The 24791-nt window shown below is 76.0% G+C and carries 2 protein-coding genes; both read right to left on the bottom strand.

Features of this window, described 5'->3' with window-relative positions; genetic code table 11:
• Nucleotides 1–30: 30 nt before the first annotated feature.
• Nucleotides 31–10176 carry a type I polyketide synthase gene (locus tag NMK34_RS12915; RefSeq protein ID WP_318333567.1) on the bottom strand — a complete coding sequence of 3382 codons (10146 nt, stop codon included), beginning with the start codon at nt 10174–10176 and terminating at the stop codon, nt 31–33.
• Between the two features lie 349 nt (nt 10177–10525).
• Nucleotides 10526–24791: type I polyketide synthase (locus tag NMK34_RS12910; RefSeq protein WP_318333566.1), on the bottom strand; the 14266-nt coding region annotated here is incomplete at its 5' end.

Raw genomic sequence — 24791 nt, 5'->3', positions numbered from 1 at the left:
ATCGGGGTTCGAGGTGTGCGACATGCCGGATCAGGCCGAGCCGAACTCTTCGTCCAGCAGGCTGAAGATCTCTTCGGCGGAGGCCGACTCGAGGCTGGTGTCCTCGTCGGCGGCGGAGTCCGCACCGGCCTCGGTGTAGGTCCACAGGGAGAGCAGTTCGCGCAGCCGGACGCCGACGGCGGCCCGGTCGGTGTCGCCGGTGGACACCGCGCGCATGGCGTGCTCCAGCTTGTTCAGCTCGCCGAGCACCGTCAGCGCGGACGTGCTGCGCTCCGCCAGCAGCGCGCCGCGCAGGTACTCGACGAGCGCGGCCGTGGTCGGCCGGTCGTAGATCAGCGTGGAGGGCAGCCGCAGGCCGGTGGCCGCGTTGAGCCGGTTGCGGAACTCGACAGCGGTCAGCGAGTCGAAGCCCAGCTCGACGAAGCCGCGCTCGGCGTCGATCGAGCGGATCGACGCGTAGCCGAGGACGGCGGCGGCGTGGGTCCGCACCAGGTCGGAGAGCACCTGGTCGCGGTCGGCCTCCGCCGTGGCGGCGAGGGTCTCCCGCAGCGCCTCGGCCGGGTTCCGCTCGGCGGCCCGGGCCGCGCCGGTCGCCGCCGGCCGCACCAGCGACCGCAGCACCGGCGGCACCGCCGCCGGCCCGTGCCGGCCGATCAACGCGAGGTCCAGGTCGACCGGTACGACCACCGGCTCGGCGAAGCGCAGGGCCTCGCTGAACAGGTCCATGCCCTCCTCGGCGCCGAGCGGCACGAAGCCGCCCCGGTTCATCCGGGCCTCGTCGACGTGCCCGGTCTGCCCGTCGCCGGTGTCGTTGACCCACGGACCCCAGGCCAGCGAGAGCGCCGGGAGTCCCCGGTCGTGCCGGTGCTGGGCGAGGGCGTCGAGGAAGCAGTTCGCCGCTGCGTGGTTGGCCTGCCCGGGGCCGCCGAAGAGGCCGGCCGCCGAGGAGAAGAGCACGAACGCGGCCAGGTTCAGCTTCTCGGTCAGCTCGTGCAGGTGCCAGGCCGCGTCGACCTTGGGTCGCAGCACGGTGTCGAAGCGCTCCGGGGTGAGCGCCGGCAGGACACCGTCGTCGAGCACCCCGGCGGCGTGCACCACGCCGGTCAGTGGCAGGTCGGCGGGGAGCTGGTCGACCAGCAGGGCGAGCGCGTCGCGGTCGGTGACGTCGCAGGCGGCCACCCGGACGGTGGCGCCCAGTCCGGCCAACTCGTCGACCAGCGCGGCGACGCCCGGGGCGTCCGCTCCGCTGCGGCTGACCAGCAGCAGGTGCCGTACGTCGTGGCGGGTGACGAGCCGCCGTGCGACGAGCCGCCCGAGCAGACCGGTCGCCCCGGTCACCAGGACGGTGCCGGCGGCCAGATCGGGGCCCGGCGCGTCGGCCGGGGGCGGCCCGAGCCGGGTCAGCCGGGGCACCCGGAGCTGCCCGGCACGTACGGCGAGCTGGGGTTCACCCGTGGCGAGAGCGGCCGGCAGCAGCGCGGCGGCCGGGGCGTCGTCGTCGACGTCGAGGAGCACGATCCGGTCGGGGTTCTCCGACTGGGCGGAGCGCAGCAGGCCCCAGGCGGTGGCGGCCGGCACGTCGGCGATCCGCTCGTCCGGGTCGACCCGGACCGCGCCGCGGGTGACCACCACCAGCCGGGCGGCGGTAAGGGTCTCCTCGGCGAGCCACTGCTGGGCCAGCGCGAGCATCCGGTGGGCGACCCGGTGCGCCTGGGCTGCCGGGTTTGGCTCGCCGGCGGCGGTTCCGGCGCAGGTCACCACCACCGCGTCGGGTGCGGCGGCACCGGCGCGTACGTCGGCGACCAGCGTCGACAGGTCCGGGTGCCGGTCGGCGCCGGGCCAGTCGGCGCCGAGGACGGCCGGCCGGGAGGCGGTGTCCGCGCGGCCGGTGGTGGGGGCGAGCCAGTCGAGGCGGTGCAGGGACCGGCTGACGGAGCGGCGGGCGGCGCTGAGCTGCTCGCCGGAGATGGGCCGCAGGACCAGACCGTCGACGGAGGCGACCGGGGTCGCGCCCGTGTCGGTGACGGTCAGGGCCACGGAGCCGGCGTCGGTGGCGCGCAGCCGGATCCGCAGCTCGCGGGCACGGGTGGGCCGGATGGTGACGCCCGACCAGGTGAACGGCAGGCCCGGGCGGATGCCGGGGCCGTCCTCGGTGCCCGACGCGCCGCCGGCGGGGTCGCCGGCCGGGTCGTCGGCCGTGGCGCTGGCGCCGATGGCGTGCAGCGCCGCGTCCATCAGGGCCGGGTGCACCGAGAACGCCGTGGTGTCGGTGGACGGGTCGGCGTCCAGGGCGACCTCGGCGAGGATGTCCCGGCCCGAGCGCCAGGCGGCACGCAGCGCCCGGAAGGTGGGGCCGTAGTGGTAGCCCTGGGCGGCGAGCCGGGCGTAGAGCCCGTCGAGGGCGATCGGCTCGGCGTCGGCCGGCGGCCACACGGCGGCCGGCGCGGGGTCCGGGTCGGCGGTGCCGGCGAGTTGCCCGGAGGCGTGCCGCTGCCAGGGCCGGGAACCGTCGGCCGCGGTGTCGTCGTCGCGCCGGGTGTGAACGGCGACGGGCCGGTGCCCGGTCTCGTCCGGCGGGCCGACGCGTACCCGCAGGTCGATTCCTCCCTCGGTGGGGATCGCCAGGGGCGCCTCCAGGTTCAGCTCGGCGACGGTCGCCGCGCCGGCCTGCCGGCCGGTCCAGGACGCGAGCTCCACCAGGGCCGTCCCGGGCAGCAGCACCGTGCCCAGCACGGCGTGGTCGGCGAGCCAGGGGTGGGTGGTGAGGGTGATCCGGCCGGTGAACAGCAGGCCCTCGTCGCCGGGCAGGTCGGCCACCGCGCTGAGCAGCGGGTGGTCCACCACGTCGAGGCCCACGGCGGGCAGGACGGAGCGGTGCGCGCCGGTGCGCTCCAGCCAGTAGCGGTGCCGGTCGAAGGCGTACGTGGGCAGGTCGACCGGTTCGGACTCGGGCAGCAGCCGGCGGTGCTCCACCGGCAGGCCGAGGGCGTGCGCGGTGGCGAGGCCGGTCAGCAGCCGGGTGGCGGCGTCGGCCGAGCCGCCGAGGGTGTCCAGGACGTGTCCGGGGGTGCCGGCGGCGTCGAGCGCGGCGGCGATCCCGGCAGCCAGTGCCGGCTCCGGCGAGACCTCCACGAAGGTCAGATGTCCGGCCGCGACGGCGGCACGCAGGGCGGCGTCGAGCCGCTCCGGCCCCCCGTGCCCGGCGCCGGGGACGGCCGGGGCCGCGCCGGGGGTGGCCAGGGCCGCGCCGGGGGTGGCCAGGGCCGCGCCGGGGGTGGCCGGGCCGGTGCCCAGGGTGGCCGGGTCGGTCCAGTGGTCGACGCCGAGGCCCGCCGCGTCGGCCCAGTCCCCGGTGACAGTGGAGGCCAGCCGGGCGGTCCCGGGCTGCGGCGCGAGCCCCGCCAGGGCGGCGCGGAGGCCGTCGTGGTCCAGGCCGCCGGCGGCGGCGCGGGCCCGCATCGCCACCGTGCGGGCGGCGTCGGGCAGGGACAGCAGGCCCGCCACGTACGCGGCAACGACCTCGCCGTCGCCGGTGCCGACGACAGCGGCGGGGGTGACACCGGCGTGCCGCCAGACGGCGGCGAGCGCCACGCCGACGGCGAACCGGACGGGCCGGGCCAGCTCCGGCCGGTCGGCCCAGGCAGCGTCCGCGCCGGTGAGCAGGGCGGCCGGATCGACGTCGACCCAGGGCGCGAGGGCCTGCCGGCACTCGGCGAGGGTGTCGTCGAAGACCGGGCAGCGGCCCACCAGTGCGGCCACCGCGCCCGCCGGGGTGGCGCCCGGGAAGACGAACACCGGTCCCGCGCCGTGGTTGGCGACGGTGCCGGTCACGACGTTGCCGGCCGGGGTGTCGGCGGCGAGCGCGTCCAGGCCGGCCAGCAGCTCGCCGGAGGTCGCGCCGAGCACGGCGGCGCGCCGGTCGAACGCCGAGCGGGTCGCGGCGAGCGACCAGCCGACCGCCGCCGGGGCGAGGCCGGGGTGCGCGCGCAGGTGCCGGGCCAGCCGGGACGCCTGCGCGGCCAGGGCCGAGGTGGAGCGGGCCGAGACGGGCCAGGCCACCACGTCGGCGGTGAGCAGCCCGGCGGGGCGTTCCCCCGCCGCAACGGCTGGCGGCGGCATCGGTGCGTCGGCCGCCTCGGCGCCGGCGGGCGCGTCGGCGGGCAGCTCGACGACCACGTGGGCGTTCGTGCCGGAGATACCGAACGAGGAGACCGCCGCGCGGCGGGGCCGGTCGGCGGCCGGCCACGGCCGGGACCGGGTCACCAGCTCCACGTCGCCGGCCGACCAGTCGATGTGCGGCGACGGCTCGTCCACGTGCAGCGTCGCCGGTACGGTGCCCTCCCGCATCGCCAGCACCATCTTGATCACGCCGGCCACACCGGCGGCGGCCTGCGCGTGGCCCATGTTCGACTTGACCGAGCCCAGCAGCAGCGGGCCGGCGTCGCCCCGGTCCTGCCCGTACGTCGCCAGCAGCGCCTGCGCCTCGATCGGGTCACCGAGGACGGTGCCGGTACCGTGCGCCTCGACGACGTCCACGTCGGTGACCGCCAGCCCGGCGCCGGCCAGCGCCTGCCGGATCACCCGCTGCTGGGAGGGGCCGTTGGGGGCGGTCAGCCCGTTCGACGCGCCGTCGGAGTTGACGGCGGAGCCGCGTACCACGGCGAGGACGCGGCGGCCCTGCCGCCGGGCGTCGGAGAGCCGCTGCACGAGCAGCATGCCGACGCCCTCGGACCAGCCGGTGCCGTCCGCCGTCGCGGCGAAGGACTTGCACCGCCCGTCGGAGGCGAGTCCGCCCTGGCGGGAGAACTCCTGGAACGCCGTCGGGGTGGCCATCACGGCCACGCCGCCGGCCAGCGCCAGGTCGCACTCGCCGCGCCGCAGCGCCGCCCCGGCGAGGTGCAGCGCCACCAGGGACGAGGAGCAGGCCGTGTCGACGGTGACGGCGGGGCCCTCCAGCCCGAGGGCGTACGCGACCCGGCCGGAGATGACGCTGTGCGCGGCGCCCGTCATCAGATAGCCCTCGACGCCCTCGGGTACCTCGGTCAGCCCCGTGCCGTAGCCGGAGGTGGAGGCGCCCACGAAGACGCCCGTACGGGTGCCCCGCAGCGACGCCGGGTCCACCCCGGCCCGCTCCAGCGCCTCCCAGGACGTCTCCAGGGTGAGCCGCTGCTGCGGGTCCATGGCGAGGGCCTCGCGGGGCGAGATCTCGAAGAACGCGGGGTCGAAGTCCGCCACGTCGTGGAGGAAGCCGCCCGCCGGCGGGTGCGTCCCCTCGGCCGGCTCGGGGATCTCCCAGCCCCGGTCGGTGGGGAACGGCGAGATGGCGTCCACGCCGTCGGCGACCAGCCGCCAGAACGCCTCCGGCCCGTCGACGCCCCCGGGGTAGCGGCAGGCCATGCCGACGATCGCGACGGGCTCGTCGGCGTCGACGACGACGGCCTGCGGGGCGTCGGCCGGGGCGGCGCCGGAGACCAGCTCGCGCAGGTGCGCGGCCAGCTCGGCAGGGGTCGGGTAGTCGAAGACCAGCGTGGTGGGCAGCCGCAGGCCGGTGGCCGCGTTCAGCCGCCCCCGGAAGTCCACGGCGGTCAGCGAGTCGAAGCCGAGGTCCTTGAACGGGCGCCCGCGCAGCTCGTCGGGGGTGGCGTGGCCCAGCACCGCCGCGGTCTGCTCGTTGACCAGCCGCAGCAGCTCCCGCTCCTGCTCCGCCGCCGGGAGCGCCGCGAGGTGGCGCAGCGGTGCCGCGACCCCGTCCGCCGGCGCGGCGGCCTCCTCCTGCGCGACGAGCGCCCGCACCTGCGGCAGGTCGCCGAGGAACGGGCTGGGCCGGGCCACCGTGAACGCGGGATGGAACCGGCTCCAGTCGACGTCGGCGACGGTCACGCAGGGCGTGGGCCGCCGCAGCGCCCGGTCGAGGGCGACGAGCGCCTTCTCCGGATCGACGGGCGGCAGGCCCATCCGGTTGAGCTGCTCGGTGGCGACGTTCTCGGCGGCCATGCCGTGCGCGCCGCCCCAGGCCGTCCAGGAGACGGCGGTGGCCGGCCGGCCCCGGTCGCGCCGGTTGACGGCCAGGGCGTCCAGCAGGGAGTTGCCGGCGCCGTACGCGCACTGCCCGGCGCTGCCCCACACGCCGGAGATGGAGGAGAACATGACGAACGCGGCGAGGTCGCGCTCGGCGAGGCAGGCGTCGAGGTGCAGGGCGCCGAGTACCTTGCCCGCGACGACGTGGGAGAACTCGTCGAGGGTGGTGTCGGTGATCGGGGTGAGCTGGTCGGTGCCGGCGGCGTGCACGACCGCCGTCAGGTCGGGCAGCGAGCCGACCAGGTCCGCCACGGACTGCCGGTCGGTGACGTCGCAGGTGGCGGCGGTGACCCGCCCGTCGGCGCCGTACCGGTCGAGCAGGTCCGCCACGGCGGGGGCGGCGGCGCCCCGGCGGCTGGCCAGGACCACCCGCCCGGCGCCCCGGTCGAGCAGCCAGCGGGTGACGTGGCCGCCGAGGGCGCCGGTGCCGCCGGTGACCAGGACGGCGCCGGACCACCAGTCACCGGCCGGGTTCTCGTCGGTCGGCGGCGGGGCCGGGGTGAGCCTCCGGGCCCAGGTGCCGCCGGGGCGCACGGCCACCTGGTCCTCGCCGCCGTGGCCGGCCAGCACGGCGGCGAGCCGCCGGGTGGTGGCGGCGTCGACGGTGGCCGGCACGTCGACCAGGCCGCCCCAGCGGTGCGGTTGCTCGACAGCCGCCGCGCGGCCGAGGCCCCAGACCTCGGTCTGCAGCGGGTGCGTGACCCGGTCGCCCGGGGCCGCCGCCACCGCGCCGCTGGTGACGCACCACAGCGGCGCCACCAGGTCCAGGTCGGTCATCGCCTGGACGAGGGCGAGGGTGCCGGCGGCGGCGAGGGTCACGCCGGGGTGCTCGGGCAGCAGCCGGTCCTGGCCGGCGACGACGGCGAGCACGCCGTCGACAGCGCGACCGCCGGTCAGCACCCGGAGCCGGGCGGCGAGCGCCGCGCGGTCCAGGTCCGCGGCGCCGACGCGCAACACCAGCGGCTCGGCGTCGCCGAAGAGCCCGGCCAGGCCGTCGGCCCACGCCGGCGCGCCCTCGGCGGGCAGCACGACCAGCCAGCGGCCCGCCGGGGCGTCGCCGTCCCCGACCGGCACGGGCTGCCAGCTCACCTGGTACGACCAGCCGTCCACGAGGGAGCGTTCCCGCCGGGACCGGCGCCAGGAGGACAGCACGGGCAGGGCCGGCAGCAGCGCCCGCACCTGCTCGTCGTCGTCGCCCAGCTCGCCGCGCAGCGTGTCGACGTCCGCCTGCTCCAGGGCGGCCCAGAACTCGTCGTCGCCGTCGCCGTCGGCGGAGGCGGTGTCGGGGCCGGCGGGCGGCGGCTCGGGCCAGAAGCGCTGGCGGCGGAAGGCGTACCCGGGCAGCGGCACCCGCGCGGTCTCGGCGCCCGCGTACAGCCGCGTCCAGGCGACCTCCACCCCGCCGACGTGCAGCTCGGCGAGGGCGGTGAGCGCCGACGTGGGCTCGGGGCGGTCGCGGCGCAGCAGCGCCACGGCGGCGATCTCGTCGTCGGCCAGTACGTCGCGGGCCAGCGCGGTGAGCACCCCGCTGGGGCCGACCTCCAGGAACGTACGCACGCCCAGGGCCCGCAGCTGCTCGACGCCGTCGGCGAAGCGGACCGCCTCCCGCACGTGCCGCACCCAGTACTCGGCGGTGCGGATCTCGTCGGCGTCGGCGACGGCGCCGGTCAGGTTCGACACGATCGGCAGCGCCGGCGGTTGCAGCTCCAGCCGGCGCACCACGGCGGCGAACTCGGCGAGCATCGGTTCCATCAGCGGGCTGTGGAAGGCGTGGCTGACCCGCAGCGGCCTGGTACGTACGCCCTGGTCGGCCCAGCGGCGTTCGAGTTCCTCGACGGCGTCGGCGGCGCCGGAGACGACGACGGCGGTGGGCCCGTTGACGGCGGCCACGGCGACCCGGTCCTCGACGCCGGCCAGGGCGGCTCGGACGGCGTCGGCGGGGAGCTGGACGGCCAGCATCGCGCCGCCGGCCGGCAGGGCCTGCATCAGCCGGCCCCTGGCGGCCACCAGCGTGGCGGCGTCGGGCAGCGACAGCACACCGGCCGCGTGCGCGGCGGAGAGCTCGCCGATCGAGTGGCCGAGCAGCACGTCCGGGACGACCCCCCAGCTCTCCAGGAGCCGGAACAGCGCGACCTCGACGGCGAACAGGCCGGCCTGGGTGTAGAGGGTCTGGTTGAGCAGCCCGGCCGCCTCGTCGCCCTCGGGCGCGAAGAGCACCGGGGCGAGCGGGCGGGGCAGGTGCCGGTCCAGCTCGGCGCAGACCTCGGCCAGCGCCCGGTCGAAGACGGGGAACGCGGCGGCCAGCTCGCGGCCCATGCCGCTGCGCTGCGCGCCCTGGCCGGAGAAGAGGAACGCGAGCTTGCCGCCGCGCGGGCCCGCACCGGTGACCAGGCCCGGGGCGTCGCCGCCCGCGGCCAGCGCGCGCAGGGCGGCGGTCAGTTCGGCGCGGTCGCCGGCGAGCAGCACGGCGCGGTGCTCGAGGCCGGCCCGGGTGCTCGCCGACGACCAGCCGACATCGGTCAGCCGCGGCTCGGGGCGCTCGTCGAGCCAGTCGGCCCAGCGGGCGGCCTGCGCGGTCAGGGACGCGGCGTCTCGGGCGGAGACCAGCACCGGCACCAGGCCGGCACCGTCGACCGGGGCGGTGACGGGCTCGGTGACCGGGTCGGTCGCGGCGGCGGGGCCGTCCGGGGCGTCCGCCGGGGCCGGGTCGGCGGCGGGCGCCTCCTCGATGATCACGTGGGCGTTGGTACCGCTCATGCCGAAGGAGGAGATGCCCGCGCGGCGGGGCTGTTCCCCGGCGGGCCACGGCTGCGGCTCGGTCGCCAGCGACACCGCGCCGGCCGTCCAGTCCACGTTGGGCGTCGGCTCGTCGACGTGCAGGGTGGCGGGCACGGTGTCGTGCCGCAACGCCATCACCATCTTGATCACGCCGGCCACGCCGGCGGCGGCCTGGGTGTGGCCGATGTTCGACTTCACCGAGCCGAGCCAGAGCGGCCGGCCGGCCGGCCGGCCCTGCCCGTACGTCGACAGCAGCGCCTGCGCCTCGATCGGGTCGCCGAGGGTGGTGCCGGTGCCGTGCGCCTCCACCACGTCGACCTGCTCGGGCGCGAGCCGGGCGCTGGCCAGCGCCTGGAGGACGACCCGCTGCTGGGACGGGCCGTTGGGGGCGGTCAGGCCGTTGCTCGCGCCGTCCTGGTTGACCGCGCTGCCGCGTACGACCGCGAGGACGGGGTGGCCGTTGCGGCGGGCGTCGGAGAGCCGCTCGACGAGCAGAAGGCCGGCCCCCTCGCCCCAGGCGGTGCCGTCGGCGGCGGCCGCGAACGACTTGACCCGGCCGTCCATGGCCAGGCCACGCTGGCGGCTGAAGCCGATGAAGGCGGACGGGGTGGACATGACGGTGGCCCCACCGGCCAGTGCCAGGGTGCACTCGCCCTGCCGCAGCGCCTGGCAGGCCAGGTGCAGCGCGACCAGCGACGACGAGCAGGCGGTGTCGACGGTGACGGCGGGGCCCTCGATGCCGAGCGCGTACGAGATCCGGCCGGACACGACGCTGGCCGCGGTGCCGGTGAGGATGTAGCCCTCGGTGCCGGGCGGCGGCTGCTGGAGCAGCCCCACGTAGTCCTGGCCGGTGGTGCTGGCGAACACCCCGACCTGGTGGCCGCGCAGCGTCGAGGGGTCGATGCCGGCGTGCTCGAACGCCTCCCACGACGTCTCCAGCAGCAGCCGCTGCTGCGGGTCCATGGCCAGCGCCTCGCGCGGCGAGATGCCGAAGAACGCGGCGTCGAACTCGGTGGCGGAGTCGACGAAGCCGCCCTCGGCCACGTACGACGTGCCGGGGTGGTCGGGGTCCGGGTGGAACAGCCGTGCCAGGTCCCAGCCGCGGTCGGCGGGGAACGCGGAGCAGGCGTCGCGGCGGGAGTCGACGAGCTCCCACAGATCCTCGGGCGAGGCCACCCCGCCCGGGAAGCGGCAGGCCATGCCGACGATGGCGATCGGCTCGCGGTTGGCCGCCTCAAGCTCGCCGAGCTTCCTCCGGGTCTGGTGAAGGTCCGCCGTCACCCATTTCAGGTACTCCCGGAGCGTATCTTCAGTCGCCATTGACGCCACCTCTTCGGGTCGGAGAGAAACAGCGACCCAATACCGTCCACGGACGCCACAAGCCGCGAAGATCCAAACCCATTCAGCCGACCACGAATTGCCAGACAAAATGGCGTTTCAGCCCACCACCAGGTCTTACGCGCCGGACGAAAGGTAATTGTCGCCGGACGGCGGTCACAACCCCTAGCGTGCCCCTACGGGTGCCCCTAGGTGGCGGGGGCGCAGGCTGGGCCGACCCGCCCCGCGAGCGGTGTGGCGCACCGCCCTCGCGGGGTGCGGCCGGGCGGGTGCGCGGACCCGCCCGGCCCAGCGTGTCACGACCGTCGACAACGGTCGTACGACACCATTCCTAGATCCCCGGCAAATTGCCGCCGGGGCCACCCAGCTCGCGGTGGATGAAATCGAAGATCTCGGCATCGGTGGCGTCGTCGAGGGTGTGCGTGGCCGATTTCTCCTCGACGGGACCACGGTCGTCGCCCCACCGGGCGACGAACGCCTGCAGCTGCACCAGCAGCTTCTGCCGGGTCAGCCGGTCCGGCGCGTCGGCCGCGAAGACACCGTCGAGCCGTTCCAGCTCGGCGAGCAGCGGGGCCGCCGCGGCGGCGCCGTCCTCCGCGAGCCGGTCGCGCAGGTGCCGGGCGAGGGCCGCCGGCGTGGGGTAGTCGAACACCACGGCGGCGGGCAGTTGGACGCCGGTGGCGGCGCGGAGCCGGTTGCGCAGCTCCACGGCCGTCATCGAGTCGAACCCGACCTCGCGGAACGCCCGGTCGGGCTCCAGCCCCGCGTCCCCGCCGTGGCCGAGCACGGTCGCCGCCAGACCGCCCACGAGGTCGACGAGGACGCCTTCGCGTTCGGCGGGGCTCAGCGGCCGCAGCCGCTCCCGCAGCGCGGTCGCCGCCTCGTCGTCCGCCGGCCGGCGCTCGTCGTCGGCGGGCATCGCCGCGCCCGCCTCCGGGACCCCCGTCAGCAGCGGGCACGGCCGCATCGACGCGAACGTCGGCACGAACCGGTCCCAGCGCACGTCGGCGACGATCAGCCCCGCCTCCGCCCGCAGCGCCTGACCGAACGCCTCGAGGGCCAGCTCCGGGGGCAGCCCCGGCAGACCCCGCCGACGCAGCTGCGCCTGCTCGGGCGACTCGGGGTCGTCGCTCCACGGGCCCCACGCCACGGCGGTGGCCGCCAGTCCCCCGTGCCGCCGGTTCGCCGCGAGCGCGTGCAGCAGCGCATCGCCGGCGGACTGGCCGGCCCGGCCGCCCGCGCCCCACACCCCCGTGGTCGAGGTGCACAGCACGAACGCGTCGAGCGGGCGGTGCGCCAGCTCGTCGGCGTACCTGGGGACGTCGCCGACGGTGGCGGCCAGGTCGGCGGCCAGGCCGGCGAGGGTCAGCTCGGCGAGCGGCACCGAGCCGGTCTCGGCCGGGACGTGCACGAGCGCGGTCACCGGCCGTTCCTCGGCGGCGAGCTGCTCCATCAGGTCGCCGAGCTTGCCCGTGGCCGGCTCGGCCAGTGGGAGCACCTCGGCGCCGTGGCGTCCCAGCCAGTCGGTGGTGTGCCGGGCGAGGGCGCCGGTCCCGCCGGTGAGCAGGACGGTTCCATTCGGCCGGTAGCCGTCGCCCGCCGCCGGCATCCCGGTGTCGCGGACCAGCCGCCGGGTGTGCACGCCGGCCTCCCGGACGGCGAGCTGGTCCTCACCGTCGACGTTGACCAGCGCCCCGACCAGGGCCGCGTACGCCGCCTCGGCCGGGCCCGCCGGCAGGTCGACGACTCCGCCGACGTGCCGGGGGTGCTCCAGCGCGGCGACGAGGCCGAGGCCCCACGTGGTGGCCTGCGCCGGGTGCGCGACCGCTTCCCCGTCGACGGCGACGGCGCCGGTGGTGGCCAGCCACAGCGGTACGGCCGGGCCGGAGCGGCCGGTGTGCGCCTGCACCAGCAGCAGGTTCGCCGCCAGGCCGGTCGGCAGTGCGGTCTGCTCCGGGTGCGGCGCCTCGTCCAACGCCAGCAGGGACAGCAGCGCCGTCGGCTGGTGCGCGGCGGCGAGCCGGTCGAGGTCGGCGGCCAGACCGTCGCGGGTGGCGGTGGCCGGGTCGACGGTCAGCAGGTGCACCGCCGCGGCGCCGGCCGTGAGGGTGGCGAGCACCCGGTCGGTGACCTGGTGCGGCGGGGCCACCACCAGCCACGTGCCCGGGTCGGCGCCGGTCAGCGCCCGGCGTTCCCAGGTGATCCGGTACCGCCAGCCGGCCAGGGTGCCGTCGAGCTGCTGGCGACGCCGCCACGACTCCAGTTCCGGCAGCAGCTCGCGCATCGGCTGGTCCGGGTCGAGGCCGAGGCGGCCCAGGTCGCCGTCGGTGACGGCCCGCCAGAACGCGTCGTCGACCGGGTCGGCGGCCGGTACCGGCAACGTGTCGAGGGTCGGCCAGTAGCGCTGCGGCCGGAACGCGTACGTCGGCAGCTCGGGCAGCAGGCGGGGATCCGGGCGGGGGCCGGCCAGCGCGGCGAGCACCGCCGCCCAGTCGACGTCCCGCCCGGTGCCGTCCACGACGGCCAGCGCGGCGAGCAGGGCGGCCGGCTCGTCGGCGCCGGCGCGCAGCGCCGCCACGGCAGTGCCGTCCTCGTCGCCGGGCAGCAGGCCGGCGGCCATCGCCGTCAGCACCGCCTGCGGTCCGAGCTCCAGGAAGGTGTCCACGCCCGCGTCGCGCAGCGCGGCGATCCCGTCGGCGTACCGGACGGCCTCGCGAACGTGGCGCACCCAGTAGTCGGGCGTACGGATCTCGTCGGGCTCGGCGAGCCGCCCGGTCAGGTTCGACACGATCGGCAGCAGCGGCGCGGCGAACGCCAGCCCGTCGAGGACGGCCCGGAACTCGGCCAGCATCGGCTCCATCAGCGGGCTGTGGAACGCGTGGCTGACCCGCAGCCGGCGGGTGCGCACCCCGCGTTCCCCCCAGAGCCGCTCCAGCCCGTCGAGGGAGTCGACGGCCCCGGCGAGCACCACGGCGGTGGGGCCGTTGACGGCGGCGACGCCGACCCGGTCACCCAGCCCGGCCAGGGACTCGACGACGGCCGCCTCGTCGGCGGCGACGGCGAGCATCCCGCCCCCGGCGGGCAGGGCCTGCATGAGCCTTCCCCGGGCGGCTACCAGCGTGGCGGCGTCGGCGAGGGACAGCACGCCGGCGACGTGCGCGGCGGTGATCTCGCCGATGGAGTGCCCGGCGACGTGCCCGGGCACCACCCCGAACGACTCGATCAGCCGGAACAGGGCCACCTCCAGCGCGAACAGCCCCGCCTGGGTGAAGACCGTCTCGTCGAGCAGCGCCGCCTCGGCGCTGCCTTCGGCCGCGAACAGCACCGGCTTCAGCGGCTGCGGCAGCTGGTGGTCCAGGGCCGCGCAGACCTCGTCGAGGGCCGCCGCGAAGACGGGGAACGTGTCGTACAGCTGGCGGCCGGCGCCGGGGCGCTGGGCGCCCTGGCCGGAGAACTGGACGGCGAGGCCGCCGGCGCGTCGCCGGGCGGTGACCACCGCTGGGTGCTCCTCCCCGGCGGCCAGGGCGCGCAGCGCGGCCAGCCGGGTCTCCCGGTCGGCGGCGATCACGGTGGCCCGCCGGCCGAGGTGGGCGCGGCCGTCGGCGAGCGCCCAGGCGACCAGGCCGGCCGGGTCGTCGCCGATCGCGACGCGGTCAGCCAGCCTCCCGGCCTGCTCGCGCAGGGCGGGCAGATCGGCGGCGGAGACCGGCCACGGCAGGGTCACGGCGCGGTGGTCGCGTCGCGCTTCGCCGTGCCCCGCGGTCACTTCGAACGCTGCGGTCTCGGCGGCGGCGACCGGCTCCGGGGCCTCCTCGATGATCACGTGGGCGTTGGTGCCGCTGATGCCGAACGAGGAGACGCCGGCCCGGCGGGGTCCGTCCGTGGCGGCCCACGGCCGTGCTTCGGTGAGCAGCGCCAGCGTGCCGGAGGACCAGTCGACGTGCGGGGTCGGCGCGTCGACGTGCAGGGTCTTCGGCAGCACCTCGTGTTGCAGGGCCAGCACCATCTTCATCAGGCTCGCCGCGCCCGCCGCGGCCTGGGTGTGGCCGATGTTCGACTTCACCGACCCGAGCCACAGCGGCCGCTCGGCGGTTCGGTCCCTGCCGTACGTGGCCAGCAGCGCCTGCGCCTCGATCGGGTCGCCGAGGGTGGTGCCGGTGCCGTGTGCCTCGACGACGTCCACGTCTGCGGGGGTCAGGCCGGCGTTGTCCAGCGCCTGCCGGATGACCCGCTGCTGGGCGGGCCCGTTCGGGGCGGTGAGGCCGTTGCTCGCGCCGTCCTGGTTCACGGCGCTGCCCCGTACGACGGCGAGGATCCGGTTGCCGTCGCGCTGGGCGTCGGAGAGCCGCTGGAGCAGCAGGACGCCGACGCCCTCGCCCCAGCCCGTGCCGTCGGCGGCCTCGGCGAACGCCTTGACCCGCCCGTCGGCCGCGAGGCCGCGCTGCCGGGAGAACTCCAGGAAGGCGCCCGGGGTCGACATCACCGTCACGCCGCCGGCGAGGGCGAGGTCGCACTCGCCGCTGCGCAGCGCCTGCGCGGCCAGGTGCAGCGCCACCAGCGACGACGAGCAGGCCGTGTCGACGGTGACCGCCGGGCCGTGCAGCCCGAACGAGTACGCCAGGCGGCCCGAGACCACCGACGCGCCGTTGCCGGTCGCCTGGTAGCCCTCCACCTGCGAGCGGGCGCCCAGCAGCAGCGTGGCGTAGTCCTGCCCGTTGGTGCCCATGAAGACGCCGGTGGCGGAGCCGCGTACCCGGTGCGGGTCGATGCCGGCGCGTTCGAAGACCTCCCAGGTGGTGTGCAGCAGCAACCGCTGCTGCGGGTCCATGGCGAGGGCCTCGCGCGGGTTGATCCCGAAGAACGCGGCGTCGAAGCCGACGACGTCGTGGAGGAAGCCGCCGCTGCGGGTGTAGCTGGTGCCGACCCGCTCCGGGTCGCTGTCGAACAGGCCGTCGAGGTCCCAGCCCCGGTCGGTCGGCATCGGCGTGACCGCGTCCACCCCCTCGGCCAGCAGGCGCCACAGCTCCTGCGGCGACGACACGCCGCCCGGGAAGCGGCAGGCCATGGAGACGATCGCGATCGGCTCGTCGGCCGCCGGCCGGGCAGAGGCCACGCCGCCGGTGACCGGGCCGCCGTCCGCGCCGATGACGATTTCGGTACGCAGGAAGCGGGCCAGTTCCGCCGCCGACGGGTGGTCGAAGACCACTGTCGACGGCAGGGTCAGGCCGGTGACCCGGCCCAGCCGGTCCCGTAGTTGCACGGCGGCGAGGGAGTCGAAGCCCAGCTCCCGGAACGCCCGGCCGGCTGGCACCTGGTCGGTGGTGGGGTGGCCGAGCACGGCCGCCGCCTCCGCGCGGACGAGGTCGACCAGCAGCGCCTCCTGGCCGGTCGCCGGCAGCGTGGCGAGCCGGTTGCGCAGCCCGTCGGTGGCGGCGGCGCTCTCCGGCCGCTGCGGCTCCCCGGCGACGGCGGGGGCGACCCGGTCGAAGAGGTGGCTCGGCCGTGCGGCGGTGAACGCCGTGACGAACCGGGACCAGTCGACGTCCACGATCACCGGGGCCGCCTCGGGGGCGTTCACCCAGCGGCCGAGCGCCGCGACGGCGGCGTCGGGCGCGAGCGGGCTGAACCCGCGGCGGCGCAGGCCGTCGGCGGTCTCCCCGGCGGCCATGCCGTCCTCCGCCCACGGGCCGTACGCCAGCGCGGTGGCGGGCAGGCCCTTCGCCCGGCGGGCCGCGACGAGGGTGTCGAGCAGGGCGTTGCCGGCCGCGTAGCCGGCCTGCCCGCCGCCGCCCCAGACACCGGCGACCGAGGAGAAGACCACGAACGCGTCGAGGTCGCGACCCCGGCAGGCGGCGTCGAGGTGCAGGGCGCCGAGCACCTTGCCGGCCAGGGTCTCCGACAGCTCGCCGTCGGTCACCTCGTGCGCCGGGGTGGTGCCGCCGGACGCCCCGGCGGTGTGCACGACGGCGGTCAGCTCCGGCAGCCCGGAGACCAGAGCCTCGACGGCGGCCCGGTCGGTGACGTCGCACCCCACCACCCGCACCGCACCCGACTCGGCCACCAACTCCGCCGCACCCGGCGCCCCCGGACCCCGCCGCGAAGCCAGCACCACCTCACCGGCCCCGTTCGCCAGCAACCAGCGCGCCACGTGCCGGCCCAACGCACCCGTACCGCCGGTCACCAGCACCGTCCCGGCAGGCCGCCAACCCACACCCACCGGCGGCACGGCCGGCACCAGCCGCCGGCCGAAGATGCCGCTGCGCCGGACGGCCACCTGGTCCAGGGTGCCGTCAGCGAGGACCGCGACGAGCCCGGCGCGGGCGCCGCGGTCGGCGCGGGCGGGCAGGTCGACCAGGCCGCCCCAGCGGTCCGGCTGTTCGAGGGCGACGACCCGGCCCAGGCCCCAGGCCAGGGCCGCCCAGACGTCGTCGACCCGTTCGCCGGCCGTGACGGGCATCGCGGTCCGACTGAGCGCCCACACCCGTCCGGCCAGGCCGGTGTCGGTGAGCGCCCGGACGAGGGTGAGCAAGGCGGCCGTGCCGGCGGGCAACGCCGGCGTGTGCGCCGGGGGCCGGTCCTGGCGGGGCAGGACGCAGAGCACCCCGGCCCAGCCGTCCCCGCTGATCCGGCGCAGCCGCTCGCCCAGGTCGGCGCGGTCGAGGGTGGACGACACGGTGAGCGTGTCCACCCGGGCGCCGGCCTGGGTGAGGGTCTTCGCCACGCCCGCGTCGGCGCCGCTGTCGACGGTGACGATCAGCCACCGCCCGGACAGCCTGGTCTTCGGATTCGGCCGGACCGGCTCCCACCCGATCCGGTACGACCACCCGTCCAGCGCGGTGTCCCGGGACCGGTGACGACGCCAGCGCGAGAGGACCGGCAGGGCCGGGCCGAGCGTGTCCAAGGCGTCGGGGTCGTCGCCGAGTTCGGCGGCGAGGGCGGCCAGGTCGCCACGTTCGACGGCGGTCCAGAACTCGACGTCGCCGCCGTCCGGGGCGGCCCGCTTCTCGGCCGTGCCCTCGGGCCAGTAGCGCTGGTGCTGGAAGGCGTACGTGGGCAGGTCGACGCGGCGCGCGCCGGTGTCCGCGAACCACTGCGTCCAGGTCACCGGCACGCCGTGCACGTGCAGCTCCGCCAGGGCGTGCAGCAGCGCGTGCGCCTCCGGACGGTCCCGGCGCTGCACCGCGACGGCCAGCACGGCGTCGTCGCCGGGCAGCACGTCGGCGGCCATCGCGGTCAGGACGCTCTGCGGCCCGACTTCCAGGAACGTGTCGATACCGGCGGCCCGCAGAGCGGTGATTCCGTCGGCGTACCGGACGGCCTCCCGCACGTGCCGCACCCAGTAGTCGGCCGTGCGGATCTCGTCGCCGGCCAGGGCCCCGGTCACGTTCGACATGACCGGCAGCAGCGGCGCGGAGAACGTCAACCCGTCCAGGACCGTGCGGAACTCGTCGAGCATCGCCTCCATCAGCGGACTGTGGAACGCGTGGCTGACGGTGAGCCGGCGTGTACGCACACCTCGGTCCCGCCAGACCCGCTCCACCTCGTCCAGGGCCTCGACGGCACCGGAGACGACGACGGCGGTGGGCCCGTTGACGGCCGCGATACCCAGCCGGTCGGTCATCCCGGCCAGAGACTCCGCCACCGCAGCCTCGTCGGCGGCCACGGCCAGCATCCCGCCGCCCGTCGGCAACGCCTGCATCAACCGGCCCCGCCCGGCCACGAGAACGCACGCGTCGACCAGAGACAACACCCCCGCCACGTACGCCGCCGTCACCTCACCGATCGAATGACCAGCCACCACGTCGGGCACGACCCCGAACGACTCCACCAGACGGAACAACGCCACCTCGACCGCGAACAACCCGGCCTGCGTGAACACCGTCTGATCCAGCAACCCCGCCTCGGCGGTGCCCGCCTCGGCGAACAGCACCTCCCGCAACGGACGCGGCAGCAACGGATCAAGCTGCGCACACACCTCGTCTAGCGCGGTCGCGAACACCGGGAACCCGGCGTACAACTCCCGGCCCATCCCGGCACGCTGCGCACCCTGGCCCGAGAAGAGCAGCGCGAGCTGGCCGCGTACGGCGGTGGAGCCGGTCACGACGGTCCCGGAGGGCTCGCCCGCATCGAGGGCCCGAAGCGCGGTGAGCAGGTCGTTGCCGTCGGCCACCACGGCGACGGCACGCTGTTCCAGCGCGGGCCGGGTGGTGACGGAGGACCAGGCCACGTCCAGCGGACGCGGGGCCTCGTCGGCGGTCAGCCAGCGCGCCCACCGGCCCGCTTGGCCGGCCAGGGCCGCGTCGGAGCGCGCGGAGAGCAGCACCGGCACGACCGGCGGCACGTCGCCGACGACCTCACCCTCGATCGTCTCAGCAGGCGGCTGCTCGATGATCACGTGCGCGTTCGTGCCGGAGATCCCGAACGACGACACCGCCGCCCGACGCGGCCGGTCCACCGCCGGCCACGGGGTCGCCTCCGTAGCCAGGGCCACCGCCCCCGCCGACCAGTCGACGTGCGGAGACGGCTCGTCCACGTGCAGCGTCGCCGGCACCAGACCGTGCCGCATCGCCATGACCATCTTGATCACACCGGCCACACCGGCAGCCGCCTGCGTGTGCCCGATGTTCGACTTCACCGAGCCGAGCCACAACGGCTCCCGCCCCTGCCGGTCCTGCCCGTACGTGGCCAGGACGGCCTGCGCCTCGATCGGGTCACCCAGCGTCGTACCCGTGCCGTGCGCCTCGACCACGTCCACGTCGGACGGCGACAGCCGCGCCGACGCCAGCGCCTGCCGGATCACCCGCTGCTGCGACGGACCGTTCGGCGCCGTCAGCCCGTTCGACGCGCCGTCCTGGTTCACGGCCGTGCCCCGCACCACGGCGTAGATCTTGCGGCCCTCGCGCCGGGCGTCGGAGAGCCGCTGCACCAGCAGCACGCCGACGCCCTCGGACCAGCCGGTGCCGTCGGCGGACGCCGCGAACGACTTGCAGCGGCCGTCGGCTGACAGGCCGCGCTGCCGGGAGAACTCGATGAACGTCCCCGGCGTCGCCATCACCGTCACACCACCGGCCAACGCCAGGTCGCACTCGCCGGAACGCAGCGCCTGCGCGGCGAGGTGCAGCGCCACCAGCGACGACGAGCACGCCGTGTCGACAGTGACCGCCGGGCCTTCGAGGCCGAAGGTGTAGGCGACCCGACCGGACAGCACGCTGCCGGAGGTGCCGGTTCCGACGTAGCCCTCTACCTCGGTCGGCAGGTCCATGAGCCGGGAGGCGTAGTCGTGGTACATGACACCGGCGAACACACCCGTCCGGCTGCCCCGCAACCGCTGCGGATCAAGCCCCGCCGACTCGAACGACTCCCACGACGCCTCCAGCAGCAACCGCTGCTGCGGATCCATCGCCAGAGCCTCACGCGGCGAGATCCCGAAGAAGCCCGGGTCGAACTCCGCCGCCCCGTACAGGAAACCACCATGGCGCGTGTACGACGTACCGCTGCGGTTTGGGTCCGGGTCGAACAACGACTCCAGGTCCCAGCCCCGGTCCGCCGGGAACTCGGAGATCCCGTCGCCGCCGCCGGCCAGCAGCTCCCACAGTTCGTCGGGGGATTCCACCCCGCCCGGGTAGCGGCAGGCCATGCCCACGATCGCGATCGGCTCGTCGGTGCCGACGACCGTGCCGGCGACCGGTGCGTTGGCCGACGAGCGAACGCCGGCCAGCTCCGACCACAGGTGGTCGGCGAGGACGGCCGGGGTCGGGTAGTCGAACACCAGCGTCGAGGCCAGCCGCAACCCGGTGGCCGCGTTCAACCGGTTACGCAGGTCCACCGCCGTCAGCGAGTCGAAGCCCAACTCCCGGAACGCCCGATCGGCCGGCACCGACTCCGCACCACCGTGGCCCAACACCTGCGCAACGAGGCCCCGTACCAGCACGTCGATCTGGGCGCGGCCCTCGTCCTCGGTGAGCCCGGCGAGCCGCTCGGCCCAGCCGCCACCGCCCTGCCCCGCCTGGCGGCGGCTGCTCACGCCGATCAGGGTGCGCAGCACGGCCGGCACGGTGCCGCCGGAGGTCGCCGCCCGCAGCGCGGGAACGTCGATCACGGCCGGTACGAGAGCCGGACGGTCGGCACGCAGGGCGGCGTCGAACAGCTCCAGCCCGACCTCGGCGCTCATCGGCGTCAGGCCCGCCCGCGCCGAACGCGCCCGGTCCGCCTCGTCGATCGACGCGGCCATACCGTCCGTGTCCCACATCCCCCACGCCAGGCTGACCGCCGGCAACTCGAGCTGCCGCCGGTGGACCGCCAGGGCGTCCAGGAACGCGTTGCCCGCCGCGTACGCCGACTGACCCGGCGAACCCAGCACCCCCGCCACCGACGAGAACACCACGAACAAGTCGAGACCAAGACCCGCCGTCGCCTCGTGCAACAACCAACCCGCCGACACCTTCGGCGCCAACACCCCTGCCAGACGCTCCTCGGTGACCCGCTCGACCACGCCGTCATCCAGGACACCGGCGGTGTGCACCACACCCGCCAGCCGACCCCCGGCGGAAACCTCAGCCACCAGCCCGAACACCTGATCCCGGTCCGTCACGTCGCAGGCAACGACCCGCACCGACGCACCCAGCGCCGACAGCCGCTCCGACAGCTCGCCCGCACCCGCGGCCTCCGGGCCGCGCCGCGACACCAGCACGAGAGACCGCACGCCGTGCACCGACACCAGGTGCTCCGCGACCAACGCCCCGAGCGCACCCGTACCACCGGTCACCAGCACCGCACCGTCACCCACGACCGGCGTCTCCACCGCCGTGACGCCGGCCCGGACCAGGCGCGGCGAGTACACCGCACCCCCTCGGACGGCCAACTGGCCGCCGGTCGCGGCCGGTTCCCGCAGGACGCCGTCCAGCAGGGCAACCAGCGCGGCGTCCAGGTCGCCGTCGACGTCCGCGAGCACGATGCGGCCCGGGTGCTCCGACTGCGCCGAACGCAGCAGACCCCACACCGCCGCGCTCGCCAGGTCGGTCACCCGGTCGCCGTCGCCGATCGACACCGCGCCCCGGGTCACCACCACGAGCCGCGAGTCCGCCAGGGCGTCCGCCGCGAGCCAGGACTGCACCGTCGCCAGCACGTCCGAGGTCACTGCCCGGACCGACTCCGGCGTCGTCGCGCCGGGCGCGGGGAACACCGGCAGCAGCAGCGTCCGGGGGACGGACTCCTCCCCCGCGACCGTCGCCACGTCGGCGTACGTGGGCATTCCTACCGGTGCCGGCAGCTCCAGGCCACCGGTCACCAGCGCCCATCCGGAAAGCTCCCCGGCGGGTGCGGCCTGCACGGCCGGCCACCGCAGCTCGAACAGCGACCGCGAGGACACGCCCTGCGCGGCCGCGCCGGTCAGCTCTCGCAGGACGAGGGAGTCCATCGACACGACCGGCGCGCCCACCTCGTCGTACGCGGCCAGCCGCAGCCCGGAGCCGTCGCGGGTCAGGCGCACCCGTAGCGTCCCCGCGCCTGCGGCGTGGACCTGCACGCCCTCGAAGGCGAACGGCACCCGTGGTCCGCTCGATTCCTCGCCACCGAGCAGCAGTCCGATCGGGTGCAGGGCGGCGTCCAGCAGCGCCGGGTGCACGCCGAATCCGGCGCTCTCCGTGTCGGCGGCCTCCGGCAGGGCCACCTCGGCGAACAGTTCGTCGCGGCCGACCCAGGCGCGCTGGAGTCCCTGGAAGACCGGCCCGTACGTCAGGCCGTGCTCCGCCAGTGTCGCGTACCACCCCGCGAGGTCCACCTCGGACGTCGGGGCGGGGGGCCAGGTGATCGTGCCGGGCTCGTCGGCGGTGGACGCCTCCAGCACACCCTCCGCGTGCCGGGTCCAGCCCGCCTCGGGATCGTCGTCGGGGCGGGAGTAGACGGCGACGGGACGCTGCGGCGACTCCGACGCGGACACCCGCACCTGAATGCGTACGCCGCCGGATTCGGGGAGCACCAGCGGGGCGGCCATGGTCAGCTCCCGCAGCCGGGAGAGGCCCACCTCGTCGCCGGCCCGTACGGCCAGCTCGACCAGAGCCGTGCCGGGTACGAGCGTCAGCCCGGAGACCGTGTGGTCGGCCAGCCACGGGTGCGTGGTCAGGGAGAGCCGGCCGGTCAGCACCGTCTCGTCGTCGCCGGCCAGGTCGACTGTCGCGCCGAGCAGCGGGTGCCCGGTGCGGCCGAGTCCGGCCCCGGACACGTCGCCCGTACGCGCCCGGCCGGCGGCGGGCCAGTAGCGCTGGTGCTGGAAGGCGTACGTGGGCAGGTCGACGCGGCGCGCGCCGGTCTCGGCGAACCACGACTGCCAGGTCACCGGCACGCCGTGTACGTGCAGCTCCGCCAGGGCGTGCAGCAGCGCGTGCGCCTCCGGACGGTCACGGCGCTGCACCGCCACCGCCAGCACGGCCTCGTCATCGAGCAGCACATCGCCGGCCATCGCGGTCAGCACGCTCTGCGGCCCGACCTCCAGGAACGTGTCCACACCGGCAGCCCGCAGGGCGGTGATCCCGTCGGCGTACCGCACAGCCTCGCGCACATGCCGCACCCAATACTCCGGCGTGCAGATCTCGTCACCGGCCAGGGCACCGGTCACGTTCGACACGACCGGCAACAACGGCGCGGAGAACGTCAACCCGTCCAGGACCGTGCGGAACTCGTCGAGCATCGGCTCCATCAACGGACTGTGGAACGCGTGACTCACCGTCAGCCGGCGAGTGCGCACGCCCCGGTCGCGCCAGACCCGCTCCACCTCGTCCAGGGCCTCGACGGCACCGGACACCACCACTGCGGCCGGACCGTTGACCGCCGCGACCCCCACCCGGTCGGTCAGCCCCGCGATCGACTCCGCCACGGCCGCCTCATCAGCGGCCACGGCCAGCATCCCGCCGCCCGTCGGCAACGCCTGCATCAACCGGCCCCGCCCGGCCACGAGAACGCACGCGTCCGCCAGAGACAACACACCCGCCACATGCGCAGCCGTCACCTCACCGATCGAATGACCGGCCACCACGTCGGGCACGACCCCGAACGACTCCACCAGACGGAACAACGCCACCTCGACCGCGAACAACCCGGCCTGCGTGAACACCGTCTGATCCAGCAACCCCGCCTCGGCGGTGCCCGCCTCGGCGAACAGCACCTCCCGCAGCGGGCGCGGCAGCAGCGGGTCGAGGTGTCCGCACACCTCGTCCAGCGCGGTCGCGAACACCGGGAACAGGGCGGACAGCTCCCGGCCCATCCCGGCGCGCTGTGCGCCCTGGCCGGAGAACAGCAGCGCGAGCTGACCGCGCTGGCCGGTGGCGCCGGAGACGACCGTACCGGTGGGGTCGCCGTCGGCAAGGGCGGTCAACGCCGCGACCAGGTCGTCCCGGTCGGCGGCGGTGACGACCGCCCGGTGTTCCAGCGCGGGCCGGGTGGTGACGGAGGACCAGGCGACGTCCAGCGGACGCGGGGCCTCGTCGGCGGTCAGCCAGCGCGCCCACCGGGCCGCCTGCGCCGACAGCGCGGCGGCGTCGCGGGCCGACAGCAGCACCGGCACCACCGGCGGCACGTCGCGGACGACGACCTCACCCTCGATCGTCTCAGCCGGCGGCTGCTCGATGATCACGTGCGCGTTCGTGCCGGAGATCCCGAACGACGACACCGCCGCCCGACGCGGCCGACCCACCCGCGGCCACGGCACCGCCTCGGTGGCCAGAGCGACCGCCCCCGCCGACCAGTCCACATGCGGAGACGCCTCATCCACGTGCAGCGTCGCCGGCACCAGACCATGCCGCATCGCCATGACCATCTTGATCACACCGGCCACACCGGCAGCCGCCTGCGTGTGCCCGATGTTCGACTTCACCGACCCCAACAGCAACGGCCGATCCTGCGGACGCTCCTGCCCGTACGTCGCCAGCAGAGCCTGCGCCTCGATCGGGTCACCCAGCGTCGTGCCCGTGCCGTGCGCCTCCACGGCATCCACGTCCGCCGGGGACAGGCGCGCGTTCGCCAGCGCCTGCCGGATCACCCGCTGCTGCGACGGACCGTTCGGCGCCGTCAGCCCGTTCGACGCGCCGTCCTGGTTCACGGCCGTGCCACGTACCACCGCCAGCACGCGGTGCCCGTTGCGCCGCGCGTCCGACAGCCGCTCCACGAGCAGCACGCCGACGCCCTCGGACCAGCCGGTACCGTCGGCGGACGCCGCGAACGACTTGCAGCGACCATCCTGCGACAGACCGCGCTGACGGGAGAACTCGATGAACGTCCCCGGCGTCGCCATCACCGTCACACCACCGGCCAACGCCAGATCGCACTCACCCGACCGCAACGCCTGCGCGGCAAGGTGCAGCGCGACGAGGCTGGAAGAACAAGCGGTGTCGACGGTGACCGCCGGCCCCTCCAGCCCGAAGGTGTAGGCGACCCGACCGGACAGCACGCTGCCCGACGTGCCCGTTCCGACGAAGCCCTCGGCGTCCGGCGGCAGGTCCATCAGGCGGGAGGCGTAGTCGTGGTACATGACACCGGCGAACACACCCGTCCGGCTGCCCCGCAACCGCTGCGGATCAAGCCCCGCCGACTCGAACGACTCCCAC

It is taken from the genome of Micromonospora sp. BRA006-A (genome assembly GCF_033433935.1).
Classification (GTDB): domain Bacteria; phylum Actinomycetota; class Actinomycetes; order Mycobacteriales; family Micromonosporaceae; genus Micromonospora; species Micromonospora aurantiaca.
Note: the sequence above shows the minus strand (reverse complement) of the source record. Positions and strands in the feature narration are given on the sequence as shown.

Coding starts and splice junctions, on each gene's coding strand:
- NMK34_RS12915 (WP_318333567.1), bottom strand. CDS start 10,176: ATGGCGACTGAAGATACGCTCCGGGAGTACCTGAAATGGGTGACGGCG.